Raw genomic sequence first — 21,139 nt, forward strand, 5'->3', positions numbered from 1 at the left:
ATATCAATTTCCATTTAAAAAGCATACGTATATTGTTATTCATTGACGAGTGCTTTCTCTTTTTTTGATACAGATAATGTTTTTGCTTTCTTCTTTGACATTACCTCTTTATCGGAAATACGTAAAGAAAATAGTAGTGCTATGAGTAAAAATATTGCTGATCCAATTAATGCTGCTTGATATGGTAAAAACTCAGATTGAGCATGATTACTTCCAAAACCAGCCAGTATACTAGCTAAAACAGCTACTCCTATTGCTGAACCTAATCGGTTTTGCACATTGAATATAGTAGTTGCTCTCCCCATAGAAGGCGGCGTAATATTGTTAAATGCAGAAAATTGAACCGCTCCAACTGATTGACCTAAGAAAATCCCTATGCCAAATAATAATGCCCGAATTTGCCATGGATTCGTATCATGATTTACAAAACTTAATAAAACAAAGATAACCGCCGTACAAATTAATCCAATAGAAATTACCTTTCGAGCTCCTAATTTCTTATATGACCATGGCACAATTTGTGAAGAAATCATTAATCCAATCGCCTCTGGAAATGTCGTAAGACCTGATTCCAGCGCGGAAACTCCTATCACATTTTGATACATAAGTGGAAAAACAAATAACATTCCTAGTAAACCAGCTGATGAAAATAATGAAATAAGGCTCATTTTTCTAAAGACTGGTTCTTTTAATAAGCGTAAATCTAACATCGGTTGCTTTACTTTCAGTTCTACGATTATGAACAATGTAATGAATACAACCCCAGCTATCCCAGTACTCATAATTTCTGGAGAAATCCATCCTTTTGACGGTCCCTGACTGAGTGCATATATGAGCATCGCAAATCCTGGTGCTGATAAAATAAAGCCAAGAGAATCAAAGCGACCCGCTGATTTTTCAACATGCTCTGCTAAAAATAGAAGTCCAAATAGCAATGCCACGATACCAAACGGTAGATTAATATAAAATGCCCAACGCCAAGACATTTGATCTACAAAGAAGCCACCGATGATAGGACCAATTGCTGGTGCAACAGCTATTGGAAGTACAATAAACCGAGAAATTTTCGGTCTTTCCTCTGGTGAAAATGTTCGGAATAACATCGCCATTCCGACCGGTGTTAACAGTCCTCCACCAGCACCTTGAATGATACGAAAAATATTCAATGAAGTAATATCGTTAGCCATTCCGCATAAAGCAGAGGCAATTGTAAATACGAAAAGAGCAATTAAAAATACTCTTTTCGTACCAAATCGATCTCCTAACCAACCAGAAATCGGAAGGAAAACAGCTAAGCTAACTAAATACCCAACATTAACCGTCCCCATTGCAGATGAATGTACTTGTAGTTCTTTACTTATCGTTTGCAGTGCTACATTCACAATCGTTGCATCCATCGCAGCCATAAACATCGCTGTTATATAAACGATACTTACAACTACTTTTGGATTTAGTTTTGCTTTCATTATCGTTTTCCTGCTAATGTTTTTTCGCGAACTTGATTACTTTTTGGATTCAAATCTTTCCAGTTATATTCAACATATTCTAAGCAGCTCTTCCTACTAGCTTCTTCATATACGACATTCCAGCCAATAGGTACATCGAGAAAAGCAGGCCAGAGAGAATACTGGCCCTCCTCATTTATTAATACTTTATATTTGTAATTATCATTTTCGAACGGATTCGTCATACTCTACTTACCCCTTTCTTATTCTGCAAATATTTCGCTAGCACTTGTCCAATTTCCGTAAGTGGACCTGGCTGGCATAAATCTTTATGTCTACAATCAATGTCATGCTGTACGATTTCCCCGTCTAAATAATGCAGCCACGTATTTGGAGAAATAGGATCAAACCAGTCTGGTATAACAGTAGACCTAAAGAATAAAATATCTCCGTTATAAACTTTCGGTACATATTTTCCTAACAACCCTACTGAATTTACATATGTTTCTTTCAAGTTCAATATAGTCTCTTCTTCAAGACTTGCTAATGCACTTCCATCTTTACGAAGGATTTCAACTGCACTTTCCATAGTAAGTGGTTTTCCATCCATGTTATCTGGATCATACCCACCTAAAGCGAGTAATGCGATTAACGCTTCCTCTTCAGTAGGCGCTTCCGTATTTGGTAAGAAGTGTCCAGGATAAGAATCAAGCATAACGAGTAATTCTACTTCTTCCCCTTCATTTTGTAGTTGCGCCGCCATTGCATGCACAACATTTCCTCCAAGCGACCAACCGAGTAAACGATATGGTCCGTAAGGCTGTACTTCACGAACGTGTTTCAAGTAATCCGCCGCCATCTCCTCTAAGCTTTTTGGAAGTTCTTCATTTTTAGCGATACCACGCGCCTGTACACCGTAGATTGGATAATCTGTGCCTAAAGATTTCATAAGTCCTGCATAGCACCAACTTAATCCACCTGCTGGATGTACACAAAATAGTGGTAATTGGTCTCCGCTTGCTCGTAATGGAAGCAACACATCCAGTGCACTTTGGCCATTCCCCATTTCAAGTCTTTCAGCTAATCCCGCAACAGTAGGTGCTGCAAATAAAGTACCAATATTTAGTTCCACTCCAAGCGCATCTTTAATGCGGCTCATAAGCTGCACTGCAAGAAGTGAATGGCCACCAAGATCAAAGAATCCGTCATCAATTCCAATTTGAGGCACACTTAACACTTCTGTAAACAAGTCACATAACATTTCTTCTTGCGGTGTTCTTGGACCACGACTAGAAGATGATGCGATAAATTCTGGAGCTGGCAATGCCTTTCTATCTAATTTTCCGTTTGGAGTTAAAGGCAACTCATTTACTACTACAAAAGCGTATGGAACCATATAATCTGGTAAACTACCACTAGCAAACTGACGCATTTCATTCGTATCAATCACTTCATTATTTGATGCAACAATATAAGAAACTAACCGTTTATCCCCTGGCTGATCTTCCCGTACAATAACAGCTACTTGCTCAACTTCAGGGTGCTTCATTATTACCGCTTCTATTTCTCCTAATTCAATTCGGAATCCACGAATTTTTATTTGGTGATCTGCACGCCCTATATAATCTAGCGTCCCATCTTTACGCCAGCGAGCTAAGTCTCCTGTACGATACATTCTTGTACCTGGCTTACCAAATGGATCTGCTATAAACCGTTCTGCAGTTAAGCCTGCTCTTCCTAAATACCCACGCGCAAGCCCTGCACCTGCAACATACATTTCTCCAACTACTCCAGGTGGCACTGGTTGTAAATAGTTGTCTAATACGTATACTTTAAGATCCGGTATACTGCACCCAATTAAACTATTTGCTCGTAAAGAGACGATAGTTTCATCTAATTCAATATAACTAACATGTACTGTCGTCTCGGTAATACCGTACATATTAATAAGCTTTGGTGCGTTATGAGGATGTCGACTATACCAATCTTCTAAGCGACTTAGCTCAAGTGCTTCTCCTCCAAAAACAACATATCGTAAAGATAATTTTTGACCAATCTCTTCATTTTCACGATCTGCTTGCATCAATTGATAGAAAGCTGATGGAGTTTGGTTTAAAACCGTAACCTTTTCTTTAACAAGAAGCTGTAAAAATTCTTTGGGCGAGCGACTTACAGTATGTGGTACTACGACTAAACGCCCTCCATATAATAAAGGTCCCCAAATTTCCCAAACCGAGAAATCAAAAGCATATGAATGGAACATCGTCCAAACATCGTTCCCATCAAACTGGAACCAATGATCAGTTGCTCCTAAAAGTCTTACTACATTTTGATGAGGTATCATAACGCCTTTCGGTCTACCAGTTGAGCCTGACGTATAAATAACATACGCAATATGTGAAGGCAACAACTGCTTCATTCGCTCCATTTCATCAATATTATCTTCACTATATTTCTCTAGTTCTTTTATTACTTTCACATCATCAACTAAAATTTTCAGTTCCTCATCGCATTCAATTTCCACATTTGAATTTGTTAAAACATATGATGGTTTCGCATCGTGGAGCATAAATAAAATACGATCTGACGGATAATCTGGATCTAACGGAAGATAACCTGCTCCCGCTTTAAGAACCGCAAGTAAACTTACAACCATATTTAAAGATCTTGGCATTGCTAAAGCAACGAGTTGATCAGGACCTACTCCTTTTGCTATTAGCAATCGAGCTATTTTATTCGCTTTTTTATTCAACTCTTCATAAGTTAACTTTTCATCTTCAAAGACGACAGCAATAGAATTTGGATTTATATGAGCCTGCTTTTCAAATAATTGTGGTAATGTCATTTCTGGTACAATTTGAAAACCACCGTTCCACTTTTCTAACACTGTATTTTTCTCTGCCAAAGTTAATATTTCTAATCTGCCAATTGATTGATCCGGATTTGTCGTTGCATCATCCAATAACAAAATGAATCGTTCTATTAGTTTTTGAACCGTTTCGCGTTTATATAAATCGGTACTAAACTCTAGTAATCCATGTAAGCCGTTTGGAGTACCATCAACTCCATTACTTTCACTAATTTCAAATGTTAAATCAAATTTTGCAGAACCTACACTTTGAATTTCAAGGTTTGCTTCTAAATCCGGTACATGAAACGTTGCTTCTGGTGTATTTTGAAAAGCTAACATAACTTGAAACAACGGGTGACTGTTTCGAGTTCGTACTGGATTTAACACTTCGACAAGCCTTTCAAATGGAACATCTTGATTTTCATAAGCCGCAAGATTTACCTGCTTCACTCTGTTTAATAATTCTTTAAAACTTGGATCTCCTGAAGTATTTGTACGTAACACTAATGTATTTACAAATAAACCAACAATATCTGAAAGTACATCATCATTTCTTCCAGCAATCGGACTTCCAATTGGTATATCAGTACCTGCACCTAATCTTGTAAATAGTGCACTAAGTCCTGCTTGCAGCACCATAAACAAACTAACTCCATTTTTACGTGCAAGCTCTACTAACTTACTATGCATACCTTCATCTATATGAAAATGAATTGTTTCCCCCTGGTAACTCGTTTCAATTGGACGCTGGAAATCTGTAGGTAACTCTATTTGGTCTGGTAAACCTTTAAGTTCTTCCTTCCAAAAATCTAATTGTGTTGAAATAAGACTCTCTGGTGTCGTTTCATCACCTAGCAATTGCTGTTGCCACAGTGCATAATCTGCGTATTGAACTGGAAGTGTCTCCAGCTGAACTCTATCACCTTGACATCGTGCTTTATACGCTGCTGTAAAATCTCTCGTTAACGGTTGTAATGACCAACCATCTCCTACAATATGATGTAATAGAATTAGTAATACATGTTCGTTTTCACTCACTGTAAAAAGTTGCAAACGAACTGCCGGCTCAATATCGAGGTTAAAACTATATCTTACCGCCTCTGAAAGTACACTTTCTAATTCATCTTTACATGTTTTTGTTATAATCATTTCTAGATTTAAGTTTTCCTTATCTAAAATTTTCTGATAGGAACTACCTAATACGTTAGGGAAAATTGTTCTAAGTGTTTCATGCTTCTCAACTACATCATAAAAAGCACCTTGTAATGCTTCCTCATTCAATATTCCATTCATACGGATGACTAGCGGAATATTATAAGTAGGACTTGGACCTTCTAAACAATTTAAGAACCATAACCTGCGCTGTGCAAATGAAAGTGGAACTTCACTTGGTCTACTTGCTTTCTGAATAGCTGGTCTTGCGCTTCTTGCATGATCCAATTGTTTCGCTAATTCGGCAACTGTTGGTGATTCAAATAGTTTCCCGATTCCTAATTCCATACTTAATGTTTCACGAATTCTTGCCATTAAACGAGATGCAAGAAGTGAATGCCCACCCATTTCAAAGAAATTATCATCAATGTTAATTCGCGAAACACCCAGTACTTCTGCAAATAAATCACATAATATTTCTTCTTTCGGATTTCTAGCAACTCTCTCATTGTTCATTCCATTAAAATCAGGAGCAGGTAATTTCTTTCTATCAACTTTACCATTTGGCGTTAATGGTAATTCTTCTAACACAACAAATGCCGATGGTACCATATAATTCGCTAAACTTTCTGAAACATAAGAACGAATTTCTGAAAGATTAATCGGTTCCTTCTCTCCTGCAACGATATACGCAATGATGCGTTTATCATTTGGACGATCTTCTCGTACCATTACTACCGCTTGTTGAATGTTTTCATGTCGTTGTAATACCGTTTCAATTTCAGCTAATTCAATTCGGAATCCACGAATTTTAATTTGATGATCTGCGCGACTCACGTACTCTAACGCACCATCACTACGCCATTTCACAAGATCGCCTGTACGGTACATGCGCTTCCCTGATTCTCCATAAGGATTTGCAACAAACCGTTCAGCTGTTAACTCAGGTCTTCCTAAATATCCGCTTGCAAGTCCTTCCCCTGCAATATATAATTCACCAATAACTCCAGGTGGCACTGGTTGTAACCCCGCATCCAATACATACACTTCTGTATTGCAAATTGGCTTTCCAATAGGAGGTATACCATTTTCACCTTCATCAATATCCATGAAAGTAGACCAAATCGTCGTTTCAGTTGGTCCATATAAATTCGTTATTGAACAACCTAATTCTTTCAACTTACTTGCTAAATGTGCTGGAAGAGCTTCACCACCAACAAGTATGTTTAGCCCTTGTAGCCTCTCTGGATAATCCGTTACTAACGCCTGCCATAGCGTCGGTGTAGCTTGCATAATTGTTGCTCTTTCTTTTTGTAAAAGTGTCGTTAGCGCAGAAGGTTCTTGAATTACCTCTTTTTGTGCAATTGTTAAACTTGCACCACTAATAAGCGGTAAATAAATTTCCAGAGCAGAAATATCAAACGCAAACGTTGTAACTGCTAATAAATGATCGTTTTTATTTAACGAAAACTTTTGTTGCATAGCCATTAAAAAGTTACTTAAACCTCTCATAGGAACAATTACACCTTTTGGATTTCCTGTTGATCCTGAAGTATATATTGTATAGGCTGGGTTTAAAAGTGATACATCATCCTTAAACGCTATATTCATATGAGGATATGTATGTAACGCTACTTTCGTTTCTTCGTTATCTAACACAATTTTTTTCATATCATTTTCTATAACTAACTTAGATAAAACAGATGAATGTGTGATGATACAAACTGGTTTTGCATCATTTACTATATAATTAACTCTTTCTGCTGGGTATTCTGGATCTATCGGTACATACGCTGCACCTGCTTTTAAGACCGCTAGCATACCAACTACCATTTCTATTGATCTCGGAAATACTAAAGCTATAAACTGATTTGGTCGTATTCCTTCTTCTACTAAATGGTGTGCCAGTTCATTCGCTCGTTCATTCAGCTCTTTATACGTAAGTTTTTTCCCGTTAGAAGTAACCGCTATTTTATTTGGAGTTTTTTGTACTTGTCTTTCAAATAATAAAGGTAGACTGATTAACTCATCTTCTTCCTTCGTTTCATTCCATTCCAATAAAACTTTATGATTTTCTTCAGGAAGAGTGCTGTTTATTTTTCCAATCGACTCGTTTTTCCCGTAATTATTTACTACTAATTCTAATAGATTCATAAATCTTTCTTTATGCAATGCTAGTTCCGCGCCATTATACACTTCAGGATTCGCATCAAAATGAATCATTAGCTCATTTTGATCAAAACGTTTATATACATTTATCGATAAATCATCGACAGGTCCTGCTGATAAGTTATGCGTAATACCACGATTTCCAGCAAAATTAAGTCCGTAATCAAAAGGCATAACATTCACTAACGGTCCAAACAACCTTTGATTTTCCCCTAGTAACTTTAAGTCTCTTCTTAATTCCTCATGACGGTATTTATGATGGCGACGTACATCTCGGATTTCTTTAGAAACTTGCTGCAATAATTCCGCAAGAGTTATATTTGGAGTTACTGTAATACGAAGTGGAACTAAATTCATTACCATACTTGGTGTATGAATAGATACAGAACCTAGACGTCCCATCATCGGTAAACCTAAAACAATATCATTTTCACCTGTTAATTTATGCATATAAATACTTGTTACAGCGACAATGAATTCCGGCCAACTTGTTAACGAAATATTGATATCTTCTAGTAAAGTTTTCGTGCTAGAACTAGATAAATAAGCTGTTTCTCGTGAAAATCCATTTGATGTTCTCGGTGCTCGTTCTGCCAAACTTACAACTTCTGGGGCATCCGCAAACTTTTCTAACCAAAAAGTACGATTTTCCTGAAATTGTTTAGACTCACGATACTCAATATCTTCTTGCACGACTTTTGCAAGAGAACCAAATGGCTTTTGACTCTTGTTTGTTTCTTCTATAAGTGATGTATACTCATTCGCTACCTTTTGGCTAAGAAGTGAAAATCCATAGCCATCCATCACAATGTGATGGATGCGCTGATACCAAAAGAAACGATTATTTTCAACTTGAATAAGTGCTTCAGTAAATAATATATCTTTTTTCAAATTGACTGGTATAGATAAATCATTTTTCATCCATACTTTAGCAGCTTCTTCAGGGTTTTCTTCTTTACGAACGTCAATAAAATGCATATGAAACTGTGATTCTTCAACAACTTGCCATGGGCCAATTTCATCCTCTTCGAAGCGAACGTGAAGTGCCTCTGCTTCCATTACAACTTTACGTACAGCTAATTCAAAAATGTCTTGATGAATATTTCCATTTATTTCTACATATTCCCCAGTATTATATATCGGATTAAGCGGATCTAATTGTTGCGCAAACCACATACCAGACTGCGCAGATGATAACGAATGACGAATCTTTTGACTGTTAGGCATTCTTTACTACCCCTTTATTATGTAGTCTATTTGTTACAGCACATGTGCTGTTTGTGAAGATAGTAAACTGTACCAACCTGCAACAGTTGGACGTTCTGCTAAATCTGCAAAAGTGATTTCTTTCCCTTCACGACGCCACTTCTCTACTAAACTCATAATTCTGACCGAATCAAGCCCTCTATTTAATAAGTCCTCATCAATATCAATACTTTCTACTGGCTCACGAAGTAGTTGTGCAACTAGTTTATGCACTTCCTGTATAGTGATTCCTTCACTCTCATCACCTTTTACACTTTGTAAATCTTTTAACAGTAGGTTTGTTGATGTCGTTACTGCACATCTATTAGATGCATACTCCAATGCTTGTTTATGATGCTCTAATGAAAAATCAGCAACTGCATCTGCTACAAAGAACGGCTCTATACCATCCATAAATGCTTCACAAGCTGTTAAAAGGCAGCCAATATGCGCATAAATACCACAAATAATGAGTTGATCTCTTCCTTGTTCATTTAACATTTCTAATAGATTTGTCTTTTTAAATGCACTATATCTCCATTTCGTTAGGAATATATCATCTTCATCAGGAGTAAGTTCATCCACAATTCTCTTTTTATCTGGTCCAGCAGGAATACCGTCACCCCAAAAGTCTTGTAATAACCCTCGTTGTTCTAACGTTTGTCCACCAGGTTGCGCTGTATAAACAACTGGGATACCAAGTTCCTTACATTTTTCTCTTATCACCTTAATATTTGAAATAAGTTCTACTTTTGGTGATTCTTTATCGCTATATGCATCAAGAAAATATTCTTGCATGTCATGAATTAAAAGTACTGCACGTTTCGGATCTGGTGTCCAATTCACTTTATTTTTTGGTAGTTCTGATTCAATTGGCATTTTGTATACTGAAATAGATGGGATAGCCATCTAATCACTTCCTTCCGGTTTTTATTATTGTTTTACTGTAATAAGTTTTTCTGCAATGACTTTACGTAACTCTTTTTTGCTTACTTTTCCAACACCTGTTTGCGGGAATGATTCAATAAATTCAATTCGATCTGGAACTTTATAAGCCGCTATACCACGTTCTCTTAAAAACATTTTTAATTCACTTACAGTTGGAACTTGTCCGCGAGCTATAACAAAAGCACAAGTGCGTTCACCTAAATAATCGTCAGGCATAGATACAATTGCTACGTCATGGACCGCATCGTGTGCTAATAAATGATTTTCAACTTCTTCCGCAGCAACTTTCTCACCACCACGATTAATTTGATCTTTATCTCTTCCTTCTACAATGATGTATCCTTGTTCATTTACTTTTACAAGATCACCTGTGCGATAAAATCCATCCTTTGTAAATGACCGTTCATTATGCTCTTCTGCTTTATAATAACCACGAATTGTATATGGACCTCGTGTTAATAAACTACCTACTTCACCAGGTTTTACATCGTTATTATTTTCATCAACAACTCGTACTTCATCGAATGCAGACATTGGTCTACCTTGCGTATGAATAATTATTTCTTCCGGATCATCTAATCTTGTATAGTTCACTAATCCTTCTGCCATACCGAATACTTGCTGTAACGTACATCCAAATGTAGGGCGAATACGTTTTGCAACTTCAGCACTAAACTTAGCACCACCTACTTGAATAACTTCTAGGCTTGATAAATCGTCATTACGAGAAGATGCAGCATCAAGCCATATCATTGCTAATGGCGGAACGAGAGCGGTAATCGTAACTTTTTCTTTTTCTATAAGTGCAAATGCCTCATCTGGACTCCCTCCAGTTGCCAACACTACTTTTCCACCCGCATAGAAAGTTCCAAATGTACCTGGGGAACTCATCGGGTAATTGTGTGCTACTGGAAGAACTGCCATATAGACACTTTCTGTATTCAAATTACAAATTTCAGCGCTAACACGTAAACTATAAATATAGTCATCATGTGTTCTAGGAATTAATTTAGAAAGTCCTGTTGTTCCTCCTGATAATTGGAGAAACGCAACATCACTTGGCTGAACGTCTGGTAATGGAACGGGATCCATATAAAGTTCATTTATACTCACAAATTCTTCTTCTTCCCCCACTACGATTACATGTTGTAAAGTAGGCACCTTTTCTTTTACTTCTCTTGCTAGTTTTCTGTAATCAAAGCCTAGAGCCTTATCTGAAATAACGTAAGCGCTCGCCTCGCCAAACTCACAAAAATAACTAATTTCACTGCTTCGATGTGAAGGCAGTGCAAAAACAGGAAGCGCTCCAATTCGAAATAGTGCAAAGCATATTTCGAAAAACTCTATAACGTTAGGTAACTGAATTACAACTCGGGCCTCTTTCTTTATTCCTAAATTCAGTAAACCTGAAGCTAAACGATCTACCTTTTTATCAAGTTCACTATACGTTATATGCGTATCACCGCTTACAACAGCAATTTGATCTCCATGTTTTTCAGCACGCTCTCTTAACACTCCACCAAATGTTTCACCAAGCCAGCATCCTTCTTCTCGATAACGATCTGCAAATTCTTTTGGCCATTCCGTATAACCTACTAGCATTCTTTCTTCCCCCTATTTTTCATTAAGTGAAATATCTCTTAATCCTAAAGCTTTTAGCATTGTTTGGAACTTAGCTGATGTTTCTGCTAACTCATCTTCTGGTTTTGACTCAGCAACAACTCCAGCTCCTGCATATAAACGAAGTGTATTTTCTTGCACTTCAGCACAACGAATTGTAACAATCCATTCTCCATCTCCATTTAAATCGCTCCATCCTAGCATTCCTGTAAAGAATTCACGGTCAAATGGCTCAATTTTTTGAATAGCCTCTCTCGCTTCTTCCATCGGCGTTCCGCAAACTGCTGGCGTAGGATGAAGAGCAATCGCTAATTGTAAAGAAGAAGTATTTGGATCTTTAAGTTCACCTTTCACTTCTGTAGACAAATGCCACATTGCTTCACTATGAATAACTGATGGTTTTTCTGGTACATGTAACGTATGACAGTACGGACGGAGCGCAGCGGCAACCGCCTCCACTACTACTGCATGTTCATGTAAATCTTTTGGAGAAGAAAGTAATTCCTCTGCTCTTCTTTTATCTTCTACTGGATCCTCGCTACGTGGCCTTGAACCAGCCAACGGATTAGAAATTACTTGCATACCATTACGTGAAACAAGTAATTCAGGGCTTGCTCCAATTAACGTCTTACTTTTCTCATTTCCATCTTTCGGTAAATTTACAGCGAATGTATAACCATGCTTATTATGTTCTGCTAATTCTCGCAGAAGTTTTTGCTTATCAATCTTTTCGGAAGATTTAACATCTAACGATCTAGATAGAACGATTTTCTTTAAATCACCGTCCTGTATTTTTTTAATTCCTTGCTTCACACCATTCATATAAACTTCAGGGTCTGGTACTGGCGTCATTTCAAATGTTACGTTCTCATTTGTTTCAAGCTGATTTGTTGTATCCAATTGTAAACGCTCAGAAATTCTACTATATTCTGGTACCATAAGTTGAACTTCTTTTCTACGATCAAATGGCAAAGCACCCACAACGATAGGATTTGGATTTCCAGCTTGTTTCGCATTACTTAATGTCGCTTGCACAAGCTCTGGGAAATTTTCAATTTCACGATGCTTTACTGTAGTAAACTCTCCTTCTGCTAATATAGTTCGAGTTGGTGAAGCAAAAAAGAATGAAGATTCAGTCTTATAATCTTCTAAAAGTTTTTCTGACAATTCCTTTACAGCTATATGTTCATTCATAATATAATAACCTCCTGAATTTTTATTAAACTCCTAACGTAGCACCGCCATCGACACATAAATTGTGCATTGTAATATGACTTGCTCTATCTGAGGCTAAAAATAACACTGCTTCAGCAACTTCTGAAGGTTGTGCAATTTTTTGTAATGGAATTCCGAGTCTATATGTATGTTGAGAACCAGCAATTATATTTTTAGCTCCATTCTCATCAGCCCATAGTAATCTTTGCATCTCAGTTTCAGTAGAACCTGGAGAAACTAAGTTGCAGCGTATATTGTATGCCGCAAGCTCTAGTCCTAAACATTTCATAAACATCGTCGTTGCAGCCTTTGACGCAGCATACGCAGCCATCTCCATTCTCGGCGTATTTGCCGCATTTGAACCGACTGTCACAATTGCCCCTGATTTTCTTAACATCATATTTTTACTTACCGCTCGGGACATATTGAAAACCCCTGTAGTATTTACAGAGAATGTTTTATTCCAATCTTCATCACTTAACGAATGAATTGCTCCCATACGTAAAACCCCTGCAACGTTTACTAAAATATCTATTGGCGCTATTTCATTTACAATATGATTTACCATGTCTTCAACAGCAGCACTATCACTCACATCTAAACGAAACATTTTCATACGTGTTTTATTTAATTCATTTTGATTTAAAAGTACGTTTAATCCCTCTTCATTTTGATCAACCGCAATAACTGTGGCTCCTCTTTCTAAAAACATTTTGGCAACAACACTGCCTATCCCTTGTGCTGCACCTGTTACTAAAACTATTTTCCCATCAAATTCCCCTAAGCTCATTTTCCCTATCCTTTCACATAAACATGAATTTTATTAAGTGTCACAAGTGATATTGATATTCATTATCACTTGTGTTGTAAAAAATAATACACTTACTAAACTAATTGGTCAAGTGTGTATTACTTTAAAATCCATTTTATTGATAATATTTTTCATTTACTACCTTACACCGAAATGATAATGTTTCTCAATAAACTTGTCAATCTTTTTTTATTTTTCAGATAAAGTAATTAAATTCTTCTTAATAAAATCATATCTAAACACACTAAAAGTACTTATATTATAAATAAAATTCAAACTCCTCTTTTAAAAATTGAAGAAGCTAAACTATTGATACGTTCATTTACAATGCTTTATGAAAAATTCAATTATATATTTTCTCAATATTTTTCTGAAAATATATCTTACAAATACTAATGAATGTCTTCTTTATTATTTAAGATTTAATATATATTTCGAATACGATGTATCAATTTATTATATTCCAATATAATCCAAATAGGTATTCCACTCACTTTTACATCTATAAAAATCCAATAAGAAATGTAACCTCGTTACAATAGCTCATAAAAAAAAGCACCCTATTTAATAGAATAGGATGCTTTTTCGTAATCATAGTGTTATAGAAGATTTATATACTTATGCTACACTGTGATACTCTTCTTCTTGTTCTTTTTTCTGTTTAGGTGCTTGAATTAAAATTGCGATAATGAATGACACGACACATAATACACCGATCACCATGAACGTTGGTTTGAATCCACCTAGAAGTGCACCGATAAAGGAACCTGCAAGCGCCCCAAATCCAAATCCTTGATACACAATTCCGTAGTTCTTACTATGGTTTTTCATACCGAAGAAATCACCAACAATAGCTGGGAAAATAGTGATATTTCCACCAAAGCAAAACGCTACACTTGCTACACATACAAAGTAAATACCATAATTTAAATCTACAAAACTTAGAACTAAGACTGAACTCGCCATAACAACAAAAGTACCAGTAACGATTTTTAAACGACCAATTTTATCCGATAACGGTCCTAAAATAATACGACCTAATGTATTGAAGATTGCAACCATAGCCACCGCATTAGCTGCTGTTGCTGCGCTAAGTCCTACAAGTTGAACACCAATGTCTTTTACCATACCAATTAAGTATAAGCCACTCATACATGATGTAAATAACATTATAAATAATAAGTATACTTGTTTTGTGCCTAACATTTCTTTCGTTGTGTATTCCTTAGTTTTTGTTTCATGAACTGCTCCTTGATCTGCAGCTTGATGGATTAAACAAGCACCAATTACAATCATAGCTGTAACAATTAAACCCCAGTATATAAATGCTTGCGATACACCAACTGATTCAATCAACTGTGCATTAACGTATTTAAAGATTAAGCTACCTGAACCATATGCAGAGACAGAAATACCAGCAATTAAACCTTTACGCTCTGGAAACCACTTTATTAAATTTGATAGTGAAGTGATATATGCTGTACCATCTGCATACCCTACAACAATTCCTGCTAGTACATAAAGCAATATTAATGAGGACGCTTGTGAACTAAGTATTAATCCTAGTCCTAATGCTAATCCAGCTATCATAATAAGTTTACGAAGTCCCCATTTTTCTTGCAATTTACTCGCAAATAAAGTTGAAAATGCTAAAGAAAGACTAGTAATTGAGAAAGTTATCGCAACAGCGTTAAGACTCCAACCGTATTTACTAACTAAAGGCTGATTGAATAAACTCCATGTATATATTGTCCCAAGCCCCATTTGTACTATAACTGTGCCTAGGACAACCAACCATGGATTAACAGTTGATTTTTTCATACCTTTCCGCCTCCTCTTTCTATTTCAATGCTATTCGCTAAATTTACTTTTTTTATGTTCATTTTGGTCACCTCTTTTGATTTAACACCTTCATTGTATAAGATGATTCCGCTTATGTAAGCACTTACAAGACAGAGCGTCAAAAACATGGAATCAGTTACAGAAAACGAGGGACGAAATACAAAAAACTACTGATTAAATACATAAATAGCTTTTATAATGTTTAGCTTCAATACAACTTACAACTGTTTTATCATCTTCTTTTATAAAAATTATGTCTCTTGTTATACAATTGCTAAATTGCTAAATTTTAATTTCCCTATACAAACAGAAAAAATTTTATACTTCGATGCACCGTATTTTTTATACAATCACAAATTTTTAAAAAATAAATAAAACTAAATATTCACTAATATATCTATCCGTGGTTTAATATATATAATAAAAAAATATTTTTGTCTTTAATGAGGAGGTACTATGAAAGCAAACGTAGGGGATACTATACTTTTTCAACGAAATAATTTAAAGATTACAGGTTCTGTACTAAAACTTTATACTGAATCGGTCTTAGTTGAAATTACAAATGTAAGCGGTGGTACTTTTGAATTTGATCGAACAATTGTAAATCATAAAAACTATAAAGTTTTAAATACAAATACATAAAACAACACAAAATAGCCCCTGCTTAACAGCAGGGGCTATTTTATATAAAAATACTTCACTAGTTTATATACCCTAAAACATTAACAATCTTACTCGCTTTTAAATTGTTAATATGATAATAAATTTCTAAACCTCTTCTCTCTGCTCGTAACACTTTACCCTTCATCTTTGATAAATGTTGTGAAACAGTCGATTGTGGTATATTCAGTAATTGAGTTAATTGTGTTACATTACAAGTTTTTCTCGTACTTAATTCATTTACAATTTGCAGGCGGATTGGATGCGCCATAATTTTTAAAATATCTACATCTTCTTCTGAAACTAAAGTTTTTTTCATTTCACTCGTATATGTTGTCATAAGACATTCCCCTTTTATATAAATTCCATTTTCATAAGATCTATTTCCAAAATTTTTAAAACCCTCGTTTAAGACTTTCATATAGAAATAAAAGGATTTTAAATTTTTGAAAACAGAACCTACATTCACTTTATTTATTTGGTACATATACATAATACAATGTTAATATGTGCTCTATGTGAAGTTCGCATAAATTTGTGATGAAGATTTATTTAGCCACTTGCTGCCTATTCATCTAATTACCCACTGCATAAAACCATCAGTTATTTTAACACATTTTAGTCGTTTGTATATACTATTTATAAAACAACTTTTATAAAGGGGAATTCATATGCCTACAGCGTTACAAGAAGAAGTTGAAGAAGCACGGGAAACATATGTCAGTCGTATCATCTTAGTTGGAGGATCCGCTTTATTTTTAGTAGGTGGGGTTATATCGGCAATTTCAGCTTTTAAAGCTTATAATCGTTTGGAGAATACGCCGCCTTCTACAGATAATTCATAGATATGTAATACAACAAAACGTNNACGTTTTGTTGTATTACATACGATACTAAAAGTATCGGTAGATTCCTTACTCCATTCTCTAAGCTTACTTCACCACAAACCTAGTCTGACTACACCCATCCTTCTGCTTCGTTACTTCTAATACAGCTGGCATTGCATTTTTCAGCTCTTGAACGTGTGAAATGACACCGATAAATCGGCCTGATTTTTGTAAGTCAATTAAAGCGTCAACTGCTTTCGTTAATGATTCTTCATCTAATGAACCGAACCCTTCATCGATGAACATCGTTTCGATGGAAATACCACCTTCATATGCTTGAATGACGTCTGCCATTCCAAGCGCTAGGCAAAGTGATGCGTTAAATTTCTCTCCGCCGGATAATGTTTTTACATCACGTGTTTGGCCAGTGTATGCATCATATACATCTAAGCCTAATCCACTTTGGCGGTTTCTTTTTTCAACTCGTTCACTTCGTTTTAAATAAAATTGTCCATTTGATAATTTACGTAGTCGTTCGTTTGCAATTTGAACAATTTGTTCTAAATACTCAATTAAGATGTAACGTTCAAATGATATACGACTTTCGTTATCACCTTTCATTACTTCATATAAATCAACAAGTTCTTGGAAGGCTTTTTCTTCCTCGTGAATTTGTTCGTCAATACGTCTAATGTTTTCATGTAAATCAGAAATATATGTTACCGCATTTTGCGCCCGTTGACGTTTCTCTTTAATTATATCGAGATTAATTTCTAGTTCTTTTATGTGTTCACCTAGCGATGTAATATCCATATATTCTTTATCTTTTAATTCTGAGTTTAGCTCTTCAATTTGTTTTGCAAGCACTTCAAGCGATGAATAATAACCTTGAATTTCTTTCTGTAACATCTCCATCTGGGCATCGCTTAATTTAGCTTCTTTATACGTGAATTGATCTGTAAATCCGCTTTGTTCTAGTTCTTTCATAAAGCGTGCGAAAGTCTCTTCTTTCTTCAATTTTGCACTTTCAAATTGATTAGAAGCACCTTTCTGCTCTGCTTGAATACGTATATTTTCATTTTGCCAATGCTGATACGCTTCCTGCACTTTCTTCCATTCGTCCTCCATTAACTTGAGTTCCTGCATAGCTTGGTCAAATTGTACTTTCCAAGCTTGTACTGTTTGTAAGTTTTCTGGAATATTTCGCTTATCATGTTCATATGACGTACGAAGCTGCATGCACTCCATTTCTGTACGGTGCTGCATTGTTTCTACTTCCCGTTTTTGTTTCTGAAGTTCTTCTATTTTTTCTTCTACGCTTTTCATGTTCGCAGCAATCTGCTTACGTGTTTCTTCACTTGCTTTTAACGTATTAACGTCTGCTGCTAATTGTTTTCCTTTTTGAACAAGCGCACTATATGTTTCAACTAATTTTTCCGAGTTGTAACCGCGCTTTACAACTTCTTCTATCACCTGTTCATATTGTAGTCGATAGAAATTCCATTTCTCCTCTACTTGCACATGTAATTTTTCAGCAATGTTCTTCTTATCTCTTAAATCGTTTAACTCTTTTTCATCGATCGCATTACTTTGCTCTGTAGCTTTTTGTGGGTGTTCCACACTACCACATACCGGGCAAGATTCACCATCATGTAAATGAAGAGCTAAAATACCAGCTTGTTCACTTAACCAGCGGCGTTCCATATTTTCATATGCACGAACTGCCACTTGCATTTTATTATTTGCCGCTTCTTTTTCTTGCTCAAATTTTTGTTTTTCTTGCCAAACATCATATGCTTGCTTTAAAACTTTTGCATCTTCTCGCATATTCGTTAGTTCTTCTACTTTAGCTACATATTGCTCAAGTGCTCGTTCTAATTGCTGTAATTCACCAGACATTCTTTGTTTTTGGTTTGTATGCTCTTCTAGTTGTTGATCCAGCTTTTGCATACTTCCTTTTAATTTCCCTATTTGAATTTCGGCATTTTGCAAATTCAACTTTCTCTCAGCTAATGATTCAATGATTGATTGTAACTCTTCTAATCTTTGAACAAGTTTTTTAGCCTCTTCTCGTTCAGCTTCTTTATTCTTTACTACTTCATATTTCTCCTGAGCAAGTTCAAAACTATTCATTATATGTTCTTGTTTGACGATTATCTGTTTTAACAAACTTTCAGCTTTCTGCTCATTTTGCAGTGCTTCTTCATACCATTGTTCAAATGGTAATAAGCGCTTTGCTTGTTCTGCACGTTTAAAAGATTTTTCTTTCATTTCAATTACTGCACGGTTCTCTTGTAAAGTGTTATATTTTTCATTCTTTTGTTGTAAATCTGTAAATTTCTCATTTACAGATTTTGCTGCATGAAAACGTGTTTCTGCATCCTTTAATTGCTTCGTTTGAACATCTTGTTCTACTTGTAATTGCTCAACCTCTGCCTTATACACTGTTGTTTCTTGTTCTAACGCTTCTACTACTTGATGCGTATTTACATGTTCTTGTGCCACTAATGTCTCTAATAATGCTCCATCACGGATTGGTAATTTAAAAACATTACGGAAATAGAGCTCTCTCTCTTTTTGTTTTTCTTGTAAAACGTCTTTCCATTGTTTTCTCTTTTGATCAAGTAACTCACGCATTAATTTATAACGATCCGTTTTAAAAATACGACGTAAAATCTCTTCTTTATTTTCTGTCTCAGATGTTAATAGTTTTCGGAATTCCCCCTGTGGTAACATAACAATTTGGCTAAATTGATGTTTACTTAACCCAATTAAATCTTCCACTTTTTTGTTTACGTCTGTTACATGAAAACGATCAACGGCTGGAACGTTTTCTCCATCAATCACTTCATATAATTCTACCGCATGTCCTGTAATGGTCTTATTCCCTTGTTTTTTATGTCCAAGTTGTCGTTTTATTTCATAGCGTTTCCCTTTTAACTGAAAGGTTAATTCTACACTTGTATAAACATCATCATCAGCAAATTGACTTCGAAGCATGCTCGTATCACTACGTTCTTCTCCACTAGCCTCACCATATAACACATAACAAATCGCATCAAAAATCGTTGTTTTTCCAGCTCCCGTATTCCCAGAAATAGCGAAAATACGATGTTCTCCAAGATCTTCAAAATCGATTACTTCTTTCTGTTTATATGGCCCAAACGCTGTCATAATAAGCTGAATCGGTCTCATCCTCGTTCACCTTCCCGTTCTTGCACTGTTTGTAATACATCTATAAATAGGCGTTCTTTCTCTTCTGATAAATCTAACCCTTTCATTTCTTTATAAAAAGCCTTTAAAAGAGATAAATCATCCGTTTTATGTCTTGAAACAGTTACTTCATTTGTATCTGTAAGCTCTCGCCTTTGTATCGCTCTTTCAACGTGCATTGCATTTGGATATACAGATCGTATTTTCTCCATTGGCTGTAAGACAGGGTTTTCGTCTAATAATTTTACAAATACGTAATCTTCACTTACTGCGTGCTGTAATAAATCATCTATTTTCGCTTCTACTGTTCGCATTTTACGAAGTGGTGAAAGTAACCTTTTTTCAATTGCTACTTCACCAGTTTCATTCAGTTCTACAATGTAATAACCTTTTTTATGTTTCTCTTCAGAAATCGAATAGGCAAGTGGTGAACCTGAATATCGAATCGTCTCATTACGTACGAAATGCGCTTGATGTAAATGTCCAAGCGCTGTGTAATGAAACTTATCGAAATAATGACTATTTACATATTCAGCACCACCAATTGAAAGTGGTCGTTCTGCATCACTTGTATTCTCCTCCGCTTCTCCTGAAGAAGTTACAAATGCATGTCCAACAAATACATGTCTAGCTTCTTTATCCATCGTTTCAGAGAGTTCATTCATAAAAATACGCATCGCATCATCATGGGAACGTACGTCTTCATTTTTCAACACGTGTCTAACTATGCTTGGGTCTGCATACGGTATTAGATGGAAGTGAACCTCTCCATATTCATCATTTAGTACCACAGGTTCATATGGGAATTGAAATTGCCCTACAATATGTAATCCCTGTTTTTTCATTAAACTACTTCCAAAATGGATACGATCCGGACTATCATGATTGCCAGCTACCGCAATAACTGGTGTTTGTAAATCAATAACTATTTTTTGTAATACATCATTTAATAAGTCTACTGCTTCTGTAGGTGGAATTGCTCGGTCATATAAATCTCCTGCAATAATTACAGCATCTGGTTTTTCTTCTTCAACAGCTTGTACAAACTGATCTAATACAATCTTTTGATCTTCAGTCATATATACGCCATGAACAAGCTTACCTAAATGCCAATCCGCTGTATGAAATAACTTCATATTTT

13 protein-coding genes are annotated in these 21,139 nt (G+C 35.7%); 2 read left to right on the forward strand and 11 right to left on the reverse strand.

What is annotated here, in order from left to right:
• Nucleotides 1-35 precede the first annotated feature (35 nt).
• The 8 genes from COK05_RS06260 to COK05_RS06300 all read right to left on the reverse strand — a co-directional run bounded on the left by COK05_RS06260 (nucleotide 36) and on the right by COK05_RS06300 (nucleotide 15,277).
• On the reverse strand, nucleotides 36-1,466 hold the full coding sequence (locus COK05_RS06260; protein WP_098611887.1) for an MDR family MFS transporter: 1,431 nt from the start codon (nucleotides 1,464-1,466) through the stop codon (nucleotides 36-38).
• Complete coding sequence (locus COK05_RS06265) at nucleotides 1,466-1,690, reverse strand: MbtH family protein (protein ID WP_098611888.1); 225 nt, start codon at nucleotides 1,688-1,690, stop codon at nucleotides 1,466-1,468. The genes COK05_RS06260 and COK05_RS06265 overlap by 1 nt, the downstream gene beginning before the upstream one ends.
• A complete protein-coding gene (locus tag COK05_RS06270; RefSeq protein WP_098611889.1) occupies nucleotides 1,687-8,844 on the reverse strand; it encodes an amino acid adenylation domain-containing protein in 7,158 nt (2,385 codons plus the stop codon). The genes COK05_RS06265 and COK05_RS06270 overlap by 4 nt, the downstream gene beginning before the upstream one ends.
• A gap of 33 nt (nucleotides 8,845-8,877) precedes the next feature.
• The gene (locus tag COK05_RS06275; RefSeq protein ID WP_098611890.1) at nucleotides 8,878-9,771 is read right to left on the reverse strand and encodes an isochorismatase family protein; all 894 of its coding nucleotides are present in this window, start codon (nucleotides 9,769-9,771) and stop codon (nucleotides 8,878-8,880) included.
• Nucleotides 9,772-9,795: 24 nt separating this feature from the next.
• Nucleotides 9,796-11,412, reverse strand: coding sequence for a (2,3-dihydroxybenzoyl)adenylate synthase (locus tag COK05_RS06280; protein WP_098611891.1), 1,617 nt, complete (start codon nucleotides 11,410-11,412; stop codon nucleotides 9,796-9,798).
• 12 nt (nucleotides 11,413-11,424) lie between these two features.
• Nucleotides 11,425-12,624, reverse strand: a complete 1,200-nt coding sequence (gene dhbC, locus COK05_RS06285) for an isochorismate synthase DhbC (protein WP_098611892.1) — start codon at nucleotides 12,622-12,624, stop codon at nucleotides 11,425-11,427.
• Between the two features lie 25 nt (nucleotides 12,625-12,649).
• Nucleotides 12,650-13,435: a 2,3-dihydro-2,3-dihydroxybenzoate dehydrogenase gene (gene dhbA / locus COK05_RS06290; protein ID WP_098611893.1), complete on the reverse strand. Its 786-nt coding sequence runs from the start codon at nucleotides 13,433-13,435 to the stop codon at nucleotides 12,650-12,652.
• Between the two features lie 639 nt (nucleotides 13,436-14,074).
• Complete coding sequence (locus COK05_RS06300; protein WP_098611894.1) at nucleotides 14,075-15,277, reverse strand: L-lactate MFS transporter; 1,203 nt, start codon at nucleotides 15,275-15,277, stop codon at nucleotides 14,075-14,077.
• A gap of 477 nt (nucleotides 15,278-15,754) precedes the next feature.
• Between COK05_RS06300 and COK05_RS06310 the strand changes: the two genes are divergently transcribed.
• The gene (locus tag COK05_RS06310) at nucleotides 15,755-15,940 is read left to right on the forward strand and encodes a YkvS family protein (RefSeq protein ID WP_000646793.1); all 186 of its coding nucleotides are present in this window, start codon (nucleotides 15,755-15,757) and stop codon (nucleotides 15,938-15,940) included.
• A 58-nt stretch (nucleotides 15,941-15,998) separates the two neighbouring features.
• Here the strand turns inward: COK05_RS06310 and COK05_RS06315 are convergent, their stop codons facing one another.
• Nucleotides 15,999-16,298, reverse strand: coding sequence for an ArsR/SmtB family transcription factor (locus tag COK05_RS06315; RefSeq protein ID WP_098611896.1), 300 nt, complete (start codon nucleotides 16,296-16,298; stop codon nucleotides 15,999-16,001).
• 331 nt (nucleotides 16,299-16,629) lie between these two features.
• Between COK05_RS06315 and COK05_RS31265 the strand changes: the two genes are divergently transcribed.
• Nucleotides 16,630-16,803 carry a hypothetical protein gene (locus COK05_RS31265; protein WP_016081721.1) on the forward strand — a complete coding sequence of 58 codons (174 nt, stop codon included), beginning with the start codon at nucleotides 16,630-16,632 and terminating at the stop codon, nucleotides 16,801-16,803.
• 87 nt (nucleotides 16,804-16,890) lie between these two features.
• Here the strand turns inward: COK05_RS31265 and COK05_RS06325 are convergent, their stop codons facing one another.
• Both COK05_RS06325 and COK05_RS06330 read right to left on the reverse strand, forming a co-directional pair.
• A complete protein-coding gene (locus tag COK05_RS06325) occupies nucleotides 16,891-19,980 on the reverse strand; it encodes an AAA family ATPase (protein ID WP_098611897.1) in 3,090 nt (1,029 codons plus the stop codon).
• On the reverse strand, nucleotides 19,977-21,134 hold the full coding sequence (locus COK05_RS06330; protein ID WP_098611898.1) for an exonuclease SbcCD subunit D: 1,158 nt from the start codon (nucleotides 21,132-21,134) through the stop codon (nucleotides 19,977-19,979). Before COK05_RS06330 ends, COK05_RS06325 begins: the two co-directional genes overlap by 4 nt.
• Between the last annotated feature and the right edge of the window lie 5 nt (nucleotides 21,135-21,139).

This window comes from Bacillus cereus, from assembly GCF_002567495.1.
Taxonomy (GTDB): domain Bacteria; phylum Bacillota; class Bacilli; order Bacillales; family Bacillaceae_G; genus Bacillus_A; species Bacillus_A cereus_AQ.